Consider the following 13,540-nt stretch of genomic DNA (forward strand, 5'->3'; position numbering starts at 1 on the left):
GGCAGTCTCGATCAGAAGAAGCGATAGGTGTAATCGACATAGAAACGGTGGTCGGTATCGTCTTCCTTCACGCCATCCAGACGGCCGGTTTTGTCCGAGTGGTAGTCGAGGTAGGTGTAACGAACCGCCAGGCCCTTGATGGCAGGAACCTGGTAGGTCAGGTCGAAGGCCAATTCGTTCTCGTCCGCTTCGCCGAGGGCCGCGTTGGCGCTGTTCTTGGCATCGCTACCGTCCTTGTAGCTGACCACGGTCTTCAGGCCAGAGACGTAGTCTTTCCAGTCGTAGCCCGCAGAGAGCATCCAGACCTGTTCGTTGTCGTTGCTGAAGTCTGCCAGCACCCCGCCGGTCGGGAATGGGTTGGTGCCATGGTCGCCGGCGAAATTGTCCTCGATCCAGGCGCCATCGAACTTCGCCACTGCGGCTCCGAGCTCCACGTTGTCCAGCTTCCAGTTGGCGGCGAGATAGATGCCCTGGCCGTCGTTGTCACTCTCGGTCACGCCATTGATGGCGCCCAGTACATCCTCGTCATCCAACTCGGCGCTTTCGGAGCCGGTGACGAAGAGCTTGCCGTCATCGCTGGAGGTGTGGATGCCGCCGGTCAGCTTGAGGCTGGACTGGTTGCCCAGGATAAAGTTGTAGGAGGCGACCAGACCGGTCTTCTTCAGGAAATCCTGCGCCCGCAGGTGCTCCAGGTTGAGGCTGAACGGGCCAGCCACATAGCTGGCGCCGAAGTTGTCGATGTAATCGATGGCGCCATCGGCAGAGTTGTCGGTCTTGAAATCCTCGAAGGAGCTATCCGAGCGCGACGACCATTGGTCATAGCGCGCCCCGTACAGGCTCAGACCCTTGAGCGGCATGACCTGGAAACTGCCGCCCGAGAAGGTGTTTGGCACGGCGCGGCTACCCGAGCTGGAAAGCAGCATGGTCTTGTGCAGCTGGCGGCCGAGCTTGGCGGTGGCCAGATCCTGATACTTGAACTTGACGAAGGCCTGTGCGACCTGACCGAAGGAGTCCTGGACCTCGCCGTTGTTGTCGACCGAGAGCACGTCGGCCTTGTTGCTGCCGCTGTTATCCAGTTTGTTGACGCTGTAGCCCGAGACGCCGACGCCGATCACATCGGCGAAATAGGGCGACTCGTAGTTGAGCTGCAAGCCCAACGCCGACTGCGTGCGATCGCTGCTGTCGGTTTCGAAGTCGCGATCGAAGTGAATGCCGCGCGCCTTCAGTTCCAGAGAGTGACCGCTGGTGTCCAGGGCCATGGCGCTGAGTGGGAAAATCAGGCTGGCGGTAAGCGCCGCGGTCTGCCCGAGGGTGATCTTATTCTTATTGGAACGCATCGATACTCTCCGTTGCGGATAATGACCCCGCCAAGGCCGGGTCGAGTCTGGGGTAGCCAGGTCAGGCGTCAGCCGCCTTTGAATGGCTCGCGTGTACCGGTGTTTACCGGCGTGTGCTGGGCACGTAGACATCTCCGGTGAACAGGCGGCGTGCGGTGCGGATCAGCGAAGCGCGCATGGCCTCGGGCGAGTCGCCTGCGGCCGGCTCCAGCGACACTTCTATCTGCCCGCCAGCGTGCTCGAGCCTGACCAGAGTGGCGCCGTTGACCGGTGCCAGGTCGTGGGCCACGCTGCCCGGCAGTGCGCAGGCACTGGCCAGGCCGATGGCGCCTGTGGCGGCCAGGGAACGGTGGCAGTTATGCGGCATGAAGTAGCGGGTGTTGAGCGCGCCGCCATTGCGCGCAGGAGACAGCAGCACCGGCTTGGGAATAACCATCTGCGACACGTCGCCCAGCCCCATGGCCCGCCCGGCCTGCAAACGAATGCTTTCCAGGCGCTTTAGCAGCTCGCTGTCGGCATCCAATTCGGCGGGGCTTTCGTAGCCGGTCTTGCCCATTGCCTCGGCATGCATCATCACCATCGGCATGGCCATGTCGATACAGGTCACCTCGACCCCGTCGAAGCAGTCGCGCACCTGCCCGGTAGGCAGCAGACGACCGGTCTTGGCCCCGGCGGCATCGAGAAAGGTCAGCTTGATCGGCGCCGCGCTGCCGGGCACGCCATCGATGCAGGTGTCGCCCTCATAGCGCACCCGGCCGTTGGGCGTCAGCACTTCCGAGTCGATCAGGGTATTGGTGTTGAGATTGCGGATGCGCACCCGGGTGACCGGCGCTGCGGCATTGACCAGGCCATGCTCAATGGCGAATGGACCGATGGCGCAGAGCATGTTGCCGCAGTTCGGCGCCGTATCCACACGACGCTGGGTCACCATTACCTGGACGAACAGGTAGTCGACATCCGCCTGCGGGTGACTGGAGGTACTGACAATCGCGACCTTGCTGGTCTGCGCGCTACCACCGCCGATGCCATCGATCTCCAACTCATGCCCCGAGCCCATGATTTTCAGCAGCAGCTCATCGCGCTGCGCGGTATCGCTTGGCAGGTGGTTGGCGAGGAACACGGGGCCTCTTGAGGTACCGCCGCGCATAAGAACGCAAGGAATGGCTTGCATGATGTCTCCGCTGCAATAAAGCTGTTATTTGTTGCGTGGGACAAATATTGAGCGGATAGCTTTGTTTTGTACATTGCATATATCGTTGCGTTTATTGCTGTAAACGCATTAATGTCCTCGCAGTACCTTGCGGATCGCTGAGATCCCAGCAATTTCAAGCCTCGACTCTCATAGGTCGATAATGCACAGGCAATAACTTCCGTAAATTAATAATGGTGACGCATGAATTACGAGCTCCAGGACCTGCGCGCTTTCGTGAAAATCGCCGAGTTGGGCAGTTTTCATGAAGCGGCCACTGCCATTCACCTGTCACAACCCGCGCTGACCAGGCGTATGCAGAAGCTGGAGGAGGGGCTGGGCACCCAGTTGCTCGATAGAACCACCCGCCGCGTCAGCCTGACTGCGGTAGGTCGCGACTTTCTGCCCAAGGCGCAACGCCTGCTGGATGATTTCGAGCGGTCGATCCTGGGCATTCAGGAGTTGGCCGAGCGACAGTCGGGTCAGGTGACGCTGGCCTGCATTCCCACCGCGGCCTTCTACTTCCTGCCGACGGTGATTCGCGAGTTCAACCGCCAGTACCCGAAGATCCGCATCCGCATTCTCGATTTGAGCGCCCACGAGGGGCTGGAAGCCGTGCTGCGCGGCGAAGCGGATTTCGGCATCAATATGCTCAGTGGTCAGAGCGCCGAGATCGACTTCACCCCACTGGTCAACGAGCCCTTCGTGCTGGCCTGCCGCCGCGACCATCCACTGGCCAACCAGCCGCAAGTGGCCTGGCGCGAACTCAGCGATTACCGCCTGATCGGTGTCGGACGCCTGAGCGGCAACCGGGTGCTGCTGGACCACGGCCTGGCCAATCTGGACTGGCGCCCCAGCTGGTTCTACGAGGTGCAGCACCTGTCGACTTCGCTGGGCATGGTCGAGGCCGGCCTCGGCGTCGCGGCGTTACCCAGCCTGGCCATGCCGGCGGAGGATCACCCGATCCTGGTTCAGCTGCCGCTGGTCGATCCGGTCATCAGCCGAACACTCGGCCTGGTGCGGCGCCACGGTTCGTCACTGTCACCTGCCGCGGAGAAATTCGTCGACACCCTGCTACGCCAGTGGCCCGGCTATACCTCTTTGGGGGATCGCCCAAAGTGAGTGATCTCGTCGAGTAAAGGGAATAGCCAGGGGATTCGTGGACGCTTTAAAGCGTCCGCCTTGGGCCCAGTCCGTGTAAAACGTTTTGAGCGCCGTGCACTGATCGGTTTTGGCGTTTCCTAACGAATTCTGAGCATCCTGCCCTGGCCAAATTCCAAAGGTTTCGCGTAGCAACGCCAACCGCGAATTTCAGCGAGGGTTTTTACACAGTCTGGGCCGGTTACAGTCCTTCGCAGATTCCCCACCACTCCCCAAACCTGCTCTCGCCCATCCAGGTGTCGAGTCGCATCGGTTTACTCGGGCATCGCCTGCCCCAGCTGCTCCTTGCAGTAATCCATGAACAGCTGCGCCGGTTTGGTCAGCTGGGCGCGCTTGAGCCAGGCGGCCACCAGGCCGGAGGTCGCCACCTGCTCGGCGATGTCCAGCGCCACCACCTTCTTGCCGTCGTAGGTGCATTCCGAATGTGGCCGGGTTACCAGCAGCGAGAAGCCGAAGCCCTGGCCGACCATGCCGCGCACCATCTCGATCGACGGTGAGCTGAAGACGATGTTCGGGGTCAGGCCCAGCTCGCTGAAGATACTCACGAAGTAGGTTCGGCTCGGCAGCACGTCGAGCAGGATCATCGGTTCCAGGCACAGGTCGCGCAGTGAAATCTGCGCCTGCTGGGTGAAGCGGTGACCCTCGGGCAGCAGCGCGTAGGGTTTCTGTGGCGGCATCAAGGGCTCGGTTTCGATGGTGTTGTCGAGGTCGTGTTCGTAGAGAAACGCCAGGTCGAAGGTGCCGGCGGTGAGGCCCTGGACCAGCTCCTGTTGCTCGCCGTCGCGCAGGCGGATTTCCACTCCAGGGTAGAGGGCGGTGAACCCAGCGATCAGGCGCGGCAGGTACAGCGGCGCCACCGTCTCGAAGCAGCCGATGTCGATCTGCCCGGCCACTATGTCGTTATCCGCCAGGGCGTTCTGCTCGAACTCGTGGGCCATGCGCAGCAGCTCCTGCGCCTTGCGATAGAAGCGCGCGCCGCTGGGGGTGAGCGACACGCCCTGGGCGTGATGACGAATGAGCAGCTGCACGCCGAAGTTATCCTCCAGACCCTTGACCGCGGTGGAGATCGACGGCTGGGCGATATACAGCTTGCGCGAGGCCTCGGCAACGCTGCCGGCCTCCACGGTGGTCACGAAATACTTGAGTTGGCGCAAGGTGTAGGTAGCCACGCAAACCTCTGTTGGGTTGTTGCTGCCCGGCTCTCGGGCAGTCTGTTGGGCCGGGTTACGGCAGGCTTGGCTGTCCGCCTGGTTTCGTTACGTCAGTTGTAGGCACTGCATGCGCGCTGGCGCAAGGGCGACAGGCTCCTAGGGTCACCCGTCGAGTCTGCACCATACCGCAGCTGCGCGGCTGGGGAGCGCTCGCGCTGCCGAGCTTTTTTATGGGTCCCGAGCATATTTTTACTAATTTTCCTCTGCCGAGCGATGTCGCAGTATCCCCCTCAACTGAACACAGAGATGACCGCCGAAGCGGTCGATGAGGGAGTGCAGCGTGGTAGATCTCAGCTATTGGCAACAGCGGGCGGCCCGCCAAGGGTTTATCGACAAGGCGCTGATCGGTGGCCGTCAGGTGGCTGCCGCCTCCGGTGTCACCTTCGACGCGATCAATCCGGCGACCAACCAGCTGCTGGCCAAGGTGAGCGCCTGCGGCGAGGTCGAGGTCGACCTGGCGGTACGCAGCGCCCGTCAGGCCTTCGAGCAGGGCCCCTGGGCGCGGATGGCGCCGGGCGAGCGCAAGAAAATTCTGCTGCGCCTGGCCGAGCTGATTCTGCAGCACCGCGAGGAACTGGCGCTGCTCGACTCGCTGAACATGGGCAAGCCGGTGATGGATGCCTTGAACATCGACGTGCCCGGCGCCGCCCATGTGTTCGCCTGGTATGGCGAAAGCCTGGACAAGCTCTACGACCAGGTCGCGCCCAGCGCGCAGAACGTGCTGGCGACCATCACCCGCGTGCCGCTCGGCGTGGTCGCCGCCGTGGTGCCGTGGAACTTCCCGCTGGACATGGCCGCCTGGAAGCTCGCGCCGGCGCTGGCGGCGGGCAACAGCGTGGTGCTCAAGCCGGCGGAGCAGTCACCGTTCTCCGCCCTGCGTCTGGGCGAGCTGGCGCTGGAGGCAGGCATACCGGAAGGCGTGCTGAACGTGTTACCGGGCCTCGGCGAGAGCGCCGGCAAGGCCCTGGGCCTGCACCCGGATGTCGATTGCCTGGTGTTCACCGGTTCGACCCAGGTGGGCAAGTACTTCATGCAGTACGCGGCGCAATCCAATCTCAAGCAGGTCTGGCTGGAGTGCGGCGGCAAGAGTCCGAGCCTGGTGTTCGACGATTGCCAGGACCTCGATCTAGCGGCGGAAAAAGCCGCCTTCGCGATCTTCTTCAATCAGGGCGAGGTCTGTTCGGCCAACTCGCGTCTGCTGGTGCAGCGCACGATCCACGACGAGTTCGTCGAACGCCTGATCGACAAGGCCCGTCAGTGGCAGCCGGGCGATCCGCTCGACCCCAGCAGCCGCGCCGGCGCCCTGGTCGATGCCGGCCAGACCGCCAGCGTCATGGGCTTTATCGAGGGCGCCCGTGCCGAGGGCGCGACGCTGGTGTGTGGTGGCGAGCGCCTGAGCATCAACGGCTCGAGCAACTTCGTGCAGCCCACGCTATTCACCGGGGTCGGCGCCGAGATGCGTCTGGCCCGCGAGGAAGTATTCGGCCCGGTACTGGCGATCAGCGCCTTCGACGACGAAGACCAGGCGGTGCGCCTGGCCAACGACAGCATCTACGGCCTGGCCGCCTCGCTGTGGAGCGACGACCTCAACCGCGCCCACCGCGTCGCCCGCCGGCTCAACGCCGGCACTGTGTCGGTCAACACGGTGGACGCCCTGGATGTGACGGTGCCGTTCGGCGGCGGCAAGCAGTCCGGTTTCGGTCGCGACCTGTCGCTGCATTCCTTCGACAAGTACACCCAGCTGAAGACCACCTGGTTTCAGTTGCGTTAATCAGTCGGTGCGTTCCTTACAACAACAATAGAGGGCAAGACAATGACGCAGGATATAAGTGTTCCGCTGCAAGGTGCGGCCGCCGCGCCGCGGCTAAAGGGCGCGCGCAAGGCGCTGGGCCTGGGTTCCCTGCTGGCCGTGGCCATCGGCCTGGTGGTGTCGCAAGGGGTCATGGTGATCATGCTGCAGGGCGCCGGGATTGCCGGGCTGGGCTTTATCGTGCCGCTGGGCCTGGCCTATCTGCTGGCCCTGAGCTATGCCTTCTCCTTTTCCGAACTGGCGCTGATGATTCCGCGGGCGGGCAGCCTGAGCAGTTATACCGAGGTCGCGATTGGCCAGTTCCCGGCCATTCTCGCCACCTTCTCCGGCTATATAGTGGTGGCCATGTTCGCCCTGTCGGCCGAACTGCTGCTGCTCGACCTGATCATCGAGAAGGTCTACCCCGGCGCCTTGCCGTCGATGACGGTGGCCTACGGCGTGTTGGGCCTGTTTACCGTGCTTAACCTGCTGAATATCGACATCTTCGCCCGCCTGCAGTCCGTACTGGCGCTGGTGATGGTGGTGGTGTTGCTGTTACTCGGCTTTAGCGCGGTCGCTCACGAGAACGCCGCCCCTATAGCCAGCCTTAGCCTGGAGGGCTGGAACCCCATGGGGCTGGGCGTTATGACGCTTACCGCACTGGCTATCTGGGGCTTCGTCGGCGCCGAATTCGTCTGCCCGCTGGTGGAAGAATCGCGCCGACCGGAGCGCAATATTCCGCGCTCGATGATCATCGGTTTGAGCGTTATTTTCGTCACCATCAGCCTCTACTGCCTGGGTGCGCTACTGATGGTGCCGCAGGCAGAACTGGCCAGTAACGGCCTGCCGCACTATCTGTTCGCCACCGCGGTATTCGGCGAGACCGGTCAGCTGTTGCTGGTGACCGCCGCCATCACCGCCACCTGCAGCACGCTCAACACCTCGTTGGCCGCTATCCCGCGGATGCTCAGCGGCATGGCGGAAAACGGTCAGGCCTTCCCCTGCTTCAAACGCCTTAGCGCACGTACCGGCGCGCCTTGGGTGGCTGTGCTGTTTGTCGCCGCCATCACCGGTCTGCCGATCCTGCTGATGGGCGTCGATTCGATCAATCTGTTGCTGATCGCCGCCGCGCTGGCCTGGCTGCTGGCCTACATCATCGTCCACGTCGATGTGATCGTCCTGCGCATGCGTTATCCGCAGCTGGCCCGGCCATTCCGCACGCCGTTCTATCCGCTGCCGCAAGTGTTCGGCATCGCCGGCATGCTCTATGCCTGCTGGTATGCCTCGCCCTCGCCGGAGTTGACCACGCAGATTTTCACCAGCGCTGGGGTGGTGCTGGGCATCGTCTCGCTGATCGCCGTGCTGTGGATCAAATGCGTGATGCGCAAACCCCTGTTCAGCCCGGAGCCGATCGACAAGGTGCTGAACCCGAACCAAGCCTGAAGGCCGCAGCGCGGTCCTAGCGTTAATGCCCCATAACGGGGAGGAGAGTTGTAATGAATGCGCAAATCCAACCAAACCGTGAAACCCGTGACTACCAGGCCCTGGACGCTGCCCACCACATCCATGGTTTCGTCGACCAGAAGGCGCTGAATGCCGAAGGTCCACGGGTGATGGTCAAAGGCGAGGGCTTGTACCTCTGGGATAACGACGGCAACCGCTACCTCGATGGTATGTCCGGCCTGTGGTGCACCAACCTCGGTTACGGTCGCAAGGACCTCACGGCCGCCGCGACTCGGCAGATGGAGCAACTGGCCTACTACAACATGTTCTTCCACACCACCCACCCGGCGGTGGTGGAACTGTCCGAGCTGCTGTTCAGCCTGCTGCCCGGCCACTACAGCCATGCCATCTATACCAACTCGGGCTCCGAGGCCAACGAGGTGCTGATCCGCACGGTACGGCGCTACTGGCAAATTCTCGGCAAGCCAGAGAAGAAGGTGATGATCGGGCGCTGGAACGGCTATCACGGCTCGACCCTGGCCAGTACCGCGCTGGGCGGCATGAAGTTCATGCACGAAATGGGCGGTATGCTGCCGGACATCGAGCATATCGACGAGCCTTACTGGTACGCCCAGGGCGGCGAGTTGACTCCGGCCGAGTTCGGTCGTCGCTGCGCCCTGCAACTGGAGGAGAAGATTCTCCAGTTGGGTGCCGACAAGGTGGCCGGCTTCATCGCCGAGCCGTTCCAGGGCGCCGGCGGCATGATCTTCCCGCCGCAAAGCTACTGGCCGGAGATCCAGCGTATTTGCCGCCAATACGACGTGCTGCTGTGCGCCGACGAGGTGATCGGCGGTTTCGGCCGCACCGGCGAGTGGTTCGCCCATGAGTACTTCGGCTTCGAACCGGACACCCTGTCGATCGCCAAGGGCCTGACCTCGGGTTACATCCCCATGGGCGGCCTGGTGTTGTCCAAGCGCATCGCCGAGACGTTGGTCGAGCAGGGCGGGGTGTTCGCCCACGGCCTGACCTACTCCGGTCATCCGGTCGCCGCCGCCGTGGCGTTGGCCAATATCAAGGCGCTGCGTGACGAAGGCGTGGTCAGCCAGGTCAAGAGCGACACCGGCCCCTACCTGCAGCAGTGTCTGCGCCAGGTGTTCGGCGACCATCCGCTGGTCGGCGAGATCCAGGGCACCGGCCTGGTCGCCGCGCTGCAGTTCACCGAAGACAAGGCGACCCGCAAGCGCTTCGCCAACGAGAACGACCTCGCCTGGCGCTGCCGCACCATCGGCTTCGAGGAAGGCCTGATCATCCGCTCCACCCTCGGCCGGATGATCATGGCGCCGGCCCTGGTGGCCACGCGCGGCGAGCTGGACGAACTGGTGGAGAAGACCAAGCGTGCGGTGGACCGCACAGCGCAGGAAATTGGCCTGCTCTGAGGTAGCTTGCAGCGAGAAAGCCCTGTGCCCCTCCTTGCCGAGGGGCACAGCGCTTTCCGCAAGGTGACTACTGCGACTATTGGGGCATCAATGCTCGCGCAAGGTATTTTCTAGCGTTTCATTTGGTTCAACGGCGTTATCGCTGAGCGGTTAAATCGTTGGCAATATGCCCGACTGTCGCAGTGGATGGGGCGTTGTTTGCTTCGAGTACAGGGTTCTGCATGTACCAGTGAGAGCGTTCCGGGATGTGCCTGACAACAGTTGGCCTACACACAGTAAATGGTCTGATTGCCTTATCTGTCGGCGCGCTTCAAGCTAGCCGATTGCTGCCGGGCAGCGCTGCGGATTTCAGGTGATAGAGCGATGACGTCGTTAGGACGAACTACGTTTTGGATCATGCTGGGCGGGTCGCTGATCCTCGCCCTGTCGCTGGGCATTCGGCATGGCTTCGGCCTGTTCCTGCCGCCGATGAGCGCCGAGTTCGGCTGGGGGCGCGAGGTGTTCGCCTTCTCCATTGCCCTGCAAAACCTGGTCTGGGGTCTAGCTCAGCCCTTTACCGGTGCGCTGGCCGACCGCCTGGGCGCCAAGCGCACGATCATCGTCGGCGGCGTGCTGTATGCCATTGGTCTGGCCTTGATGGGCCTGGCGGACTCGCCCTGGTCGCTGTCGCTGAGTGCCGGTCTGCTGATCGGCCTGGGCCTGTCCGGCACCTCCTTCTCGGTGATTCTCGGCGCAATCGGCCGTGCAGTGCCGATGGAGAAACGCAGCATGGCCATGGGCATCGCCAGTGCCGCCGGTTCGTTCGGTCAGTTCGCCATGTTGCCGGGCACCCTGGGCTTGATCGGTTGGCTCGGCTGGTCGACGGCGTTGTTGGTGCTGGGCCTGCTGGTGGCCCTGATCGTGCCGCTGGCGGGCATGATCAAGGATCACCCACTACCGGCGGTCGGCCATGAGCAGACCCTGCGTGAGGCGTTGCGCGAGGCCTGTGGTCATTCCGGCTTCTGGTTGCTGTCGCTGGGTTTTTTCGTCTGTGGTTTTCAGGTGGTGTTCATCGGCGTGCATTTGCCGGCTTATCTGGTCGACCAGCACCTGCCGGCGTTGGTCGGCACCACGGTGCTGGCGCTGGTCGGTTTGTTCAACGTGTTCGGTACCTACTTCGCCGGTTGGCTCGGCGGGCGCATGTCCAAGCCGCGCTTGCTCAGCGCCCTGTACCTGACGCGGGCAGTGGTGATCACGGCCTTCGTCATGGCCCCGCTGACGACCTGGAGCGCCTATGCCTTCGGTATCGCCATGGGCCTGCTGTGGCTGTCCACGGTGCCTTTGACCAACGGTACGGTGGCGACCCTGTTCGGCGTGCGCAACCTGTCGATGCTCGGTGGCATCGTCTTCCTGTTTCATCAGCTCGGCGCTTTTCTCGGTGGCTGGCTGGGCGGCTATATGTACGATCAAACCGGTAGCTACGAGCTGGTCTGGCAGATATCCATCCTCCTCAGTCTGCTGGCCGCCGCGCTGAACTGGCCGGTGCGCGAGCAGCCGGTGGCGCGTCTGCAAGGCGCTGGAGCCGAAGCATGAACACGCGATATTGGCTGGGCGGGGCTCTGGCCCTGGCCGCCGCCGCGCTGCTGGCGCTGATCTGGTGGGGCTGGCAGCAGGGCGGTCTGGCGTTTTTGCAGCTTGGGGTGGGCATTTGCTAAGCGCTGTGCCGGGGTAGCTGGATCTTCCCCAGTCGCTAGCTCGCCACACTCGCGCGGTGTTCACCCATCTGGGCGATGGGCCGCTAATTCTCACCTCCTTAGACTCTTGGCACGCCGGACGCAGTCTCCCGGCGTGCCCACAAGAAGAATAAAGGAGGCACCCATGCGTCGCGTATTCACTACAGCCCTGGCCGCACTGGCCCTGGCCGGAGCCGTCGAGGTCCAGGCCGGCTATACCCAGACCAAATACCCGATCGTGCTGGTGCACGGCATCACCGGTTTCGACACCATCGGTGGTTTGGTCAATTACTTCCACACCATTCCCTGGAACCTCGAACGCGACGGCGCCAAGGTGTATGTCGCCAGCGTCGCGGCATTCAACGACAGCGAACAGCGTGGTGCCGATCTGGCCCGGCAGATCGTGCCCTGGGCCGGCGCCAATGGTGGCAAGGTCAATCTGATCGGCCACAGCCAGGGTTCGCCGACTTCACGCGTGGCCGCGTCCTTGCGCCCCGATCTGGTGGCCTCGGTGACCTCGATCAATGGCGTCAACAAGGGCTCGAAAGTCGCCGATGTGGTCCGCGGGATCGTTCCGCCGGACAGTGCCATCGAAGGTGGTGCGAATGCCATTGCCGTCGCCCTGGGCGCGGTGATCAATCTGCTGTCCGGCAACAACAATCCGCAAGACGGCCTGGCCGCCCTGCAGACCCTGACCACACCCGGCACCGCCGCGCTGAACAGCCGCCACCCCTGGGGTGTGAACAACGCCAGCTACTGCGCCAAGTCGACTGAAATGCAGAACGTGCGGGGTTACAGCATCCGCTACTTCTCCTGGACCGGTAATGCCGCCTACACCAACATCTTCGATGCGGTCGATCCGTTCCTGGCCATCACCGGCCTGGCTTTTGGTAGCGAGAAAAACGATGGCCTGGTCGGTGTGTGTTCGACCTACCTGGGGCAAGTGCTCGGCGACAGCTACAACATGAACCACGTCGATGCGATCAACCACCTGTTCGGCATTCGTGGCTGGACCGAGCCGGTGTCGCTCTATCGTCAGCATGCCAACCGCTTGAAGAACAAGGGCGTCTGATTTTGCTGTGCTTGCGGGCTGCGCCGTGCGGCCCGCTATCGGGAGGTTCCATGCCTTTGCCCCTGCGTTACCTCGGCCTGGTGGTGGCGTTGGCCGCCAGCGTCGCGGCAGTGACCCTCTATTGGCAGTGGCCGACGGCCGTCGTGCCTGTGGCCAGTTCCGCCACGCTGGCCGTACCGGCCGCCGTAACCAGCGTGCCCAGCCCCATGCTCAGCCAGGCCGCACCTGCCTCGAAAACGCGCGCCATGCCAGCTCCGCTGGTGCCGAGCATGGCCGATACCGAGGTCGACGGCGAGCTGAAGACCGACAGCGCCGGCAACCTGCAACTCGACCTGGCCCTGCGTGATTACTTCGATTATTTCCTCAGCGCGGCCGATCAGGCCGGGCTGGAAGCCTCGGTCGAGGCCTTGCTGGCCGACGCCAACGCGCGCTTGCAGGAGCCCGCCCTGGGACAGCTGATAGGCCTGCTGGGCGATTACCTGGAGTACAAACGCGCCAGCCTGGCATTGCTGCGGCAACCGTTGAGTGTGCAACAGCAGGCTCAGCCGCAGGACCAGCTGGCCGTCCTGCAACAGGCGTTTGACAGCCTGGCCCAATTGCGTCGGGCCCACTTCTCGGCTGGCGCGGTGGAGGCCCTGTTTGGCGCCGAGGAAGCCTATGCGCGTTACACCCTAGACAGCCTGGCCGTACACAACCGCGATGATCTCAGCGCGCAGGGCAAGGTCGAGGCGCAGGAACGCTTGCGCGCGCAACTGCCTGACGCCATGCGCGCCAGCGAGGAGCGGCAGAGCCTGGCCCTGACGCAACAGGCGCAGAGCGAGCAGCTGTGGCGCGAAGGGGCGAGTGAGCAACAGGTGCGCCAGTTCCTCAGCCTGACTTATGATCCAGCGACGGTCGAGCGTCTGCTCGTCGAGCAACGCAACGAGCGAGCCTGGCAGCAACACTACGCGGCGTATCGGCAAGAACTGGCCAGCCTGCAAGGCAATGGCCTGAGCCCTACCGACCGGCAGCGCGAGCAGCAGCGCCTGCGTCAGCGTTTGTTCAGCGCCGAGGACCAGCACCGAGTGGACACCTATGACGCGATTGCCGCCAAGCAACAGGACACCGCCAACCCCGACCTCTGAGTCCGCCGTCAGCCCCATCAGCCTGTCGCCTGATGGGACGCGCCGGCCGGAGCCATTGTTAGCCAC

Annotated in this window: 11 protein-coding genes; 8 read left to right on the forward strand and 3 right to left on the reverse strand. The window is 63.2% G+C overall.

The window, feature by feature from the left end; all coding sequences use genetic code 11:
* Positions 1-11 precede the first annotated feature (11 nt).
* A complete protein-coding gene (locus FBY03_RS13380) occupies positions 12-1,337 on the reverse strand; it encodes an OprD family outer membrane porin (RefSeq protein WP_178090658.1) in 1,326 nt (441 codons plus the stop codon).
* Positions 1,338-1,440: 103 nt separating this feature from the next.
* Complete coding sequence (locus FBY03_RS13385; RefSeq protein WP_147172871.1) at positions 1,441-2,508, reverse strand: 4-oxalomesaconate tautomerase; 1,068 nt, start codon at positions 2,506-2,508, stop codon at positions 1,441-1,443.
* Between the two features lie 222 nt (positions 2,509-2,730).
* Between FBY03_RS13385 and FBY03_RS13390 the strand changes: the two genes are divergently transcribed.
* Positions 2,731-3,648, forward strand: coding sequence for a LysR family transcriptional regulator (locus tag FBY03_RS13390; protein WP_147172872.1), 918 nt, complete (start codon positions 2,731-2,733; stop codon positions 3,646-3,648).
* A gap of 293 nt (positions 3,649-3,941) precedes the next feature.
* On the opposite strand, the gene FBY03_RS13395 is transcribed toward FBY03_RS13390, so the two are convergent.
* Positions 3,942-4,856 carry a LysR substrate-binding domain-containing protein gene (locus FBY03_RS13395; protein ID WP_147172873.1) on the reverse strand — a complete coding sequence of 305 codons (915 nt, stop codon included), beginning with the start codon at positions 4,854-4,856 and terminating at the stop codon, positions 3,942-3,944.
* A 322-nt stretch (positions 4,857-5,178) separates the two neighbouring features.
* Here FBY03_RS13395 and FBY03_RS13400 point away from each other — a divergent pair, with 322 nt between their 5' ends.
* From FBY03_RS13400 to FBY03_RS13425, 7 genes are all read left to right on the forward strand, one after another.
* The gene (locus FBY03_RS13400; RefSeq protein ID WP_147172874.1) at positions 5,179-6,669 is read left to right on the forward strand and encodes an aldehyde dehydrogenase; all 1,491 of its coding nucleotides are present in this window, start codon (positions 5,179-5,181) and stop codon (positions 6,667-6,669) included.
* 42 nt (positions 6,670-6,711) lie between these two features.
* On the forward strand, positions 6,712-8,130 hold the full coding sequence (locus tag FBY03_RS13405) for an APC family permease (RefSeq protein WP_147172875.1): 1,419 nt from the start codon (positions 6,712-6,714) through the stop codon (positions 8,128-8,130).
* 53 nt (positions 8,131-8,183) lie between these two features.
* The gene (locus tag FBY03_RS13410; RefSeq protein ID WP_147172876.1) at positions 8,184-9,566 is read left to right on the forward strand and encodes an aspartate aminotransferase family protein; all 1,383 of its coding nucleotides are present in this window, start codon (positions 8,184-8,186) and stop codon (positions 9,564-9,566) included.
* A 363-nt stretch (positions 9,567-9,929) separates the two neighbouring features.
* A complete protein-coding gene (locus tag FBY03_RS13415; RefSeq protein WP_147172877.1) occupies positions 9,930-11,138 on the forward strand; it encodes an MFS transporter in 1,209 nt (402 codons plus the stop codon).
* Positions 11,135-11,260 carry a hypothetical protein gene (locus tag FBY03_RS23285; RefSeq protein WP_256677928.1) on the forward strand — a complete coding sequence of 42 codons (126 nt, stop codon included), beginning with the start codon at positions 11,135-11,137 and terminating at the stop codon, positions 11,258-11,260. The genes FBY03_RS13415 and FBY03_RS23285 overlap by 4 nt, the downstream gene beginning before the upstream one ends.
* A gap of 163 nt (positions 11,261-11,423) precedes the next feature.
* On the forward strand, positions 11,424-12,350 hold the full coding sequence (locus FBY03_RS13420) for a triacylglycerol lipase (protein ID WP_147172878.1): 927 nt from the start codon (positions 11,424-11,426) through the stop codon (positions 12,348-12,350).
* A 50-nt stretch (positions 12,351-12,400) separates the two neighbouring features.
* Entirely contained in the window at positions 12,401-13,474 is a 1,074-nt protein-coding gene (locus FBY03_RS13425) for a lipase secretion chaperone (protein ID WP_147172879.1), read from the forward strand.
* Positions 13,475-13,540: the final 66 nt, after the last annotated feature.

Source organism: Pseudomonas sp. SJZ079 (assembly GCF_007993865.1).
Classification (GTDB): Bacteria; Pseudomonadota; Gammaproteobacteria; order Pseudomonadales; family Pseudomonadaceae; genus Aquipseudomonas.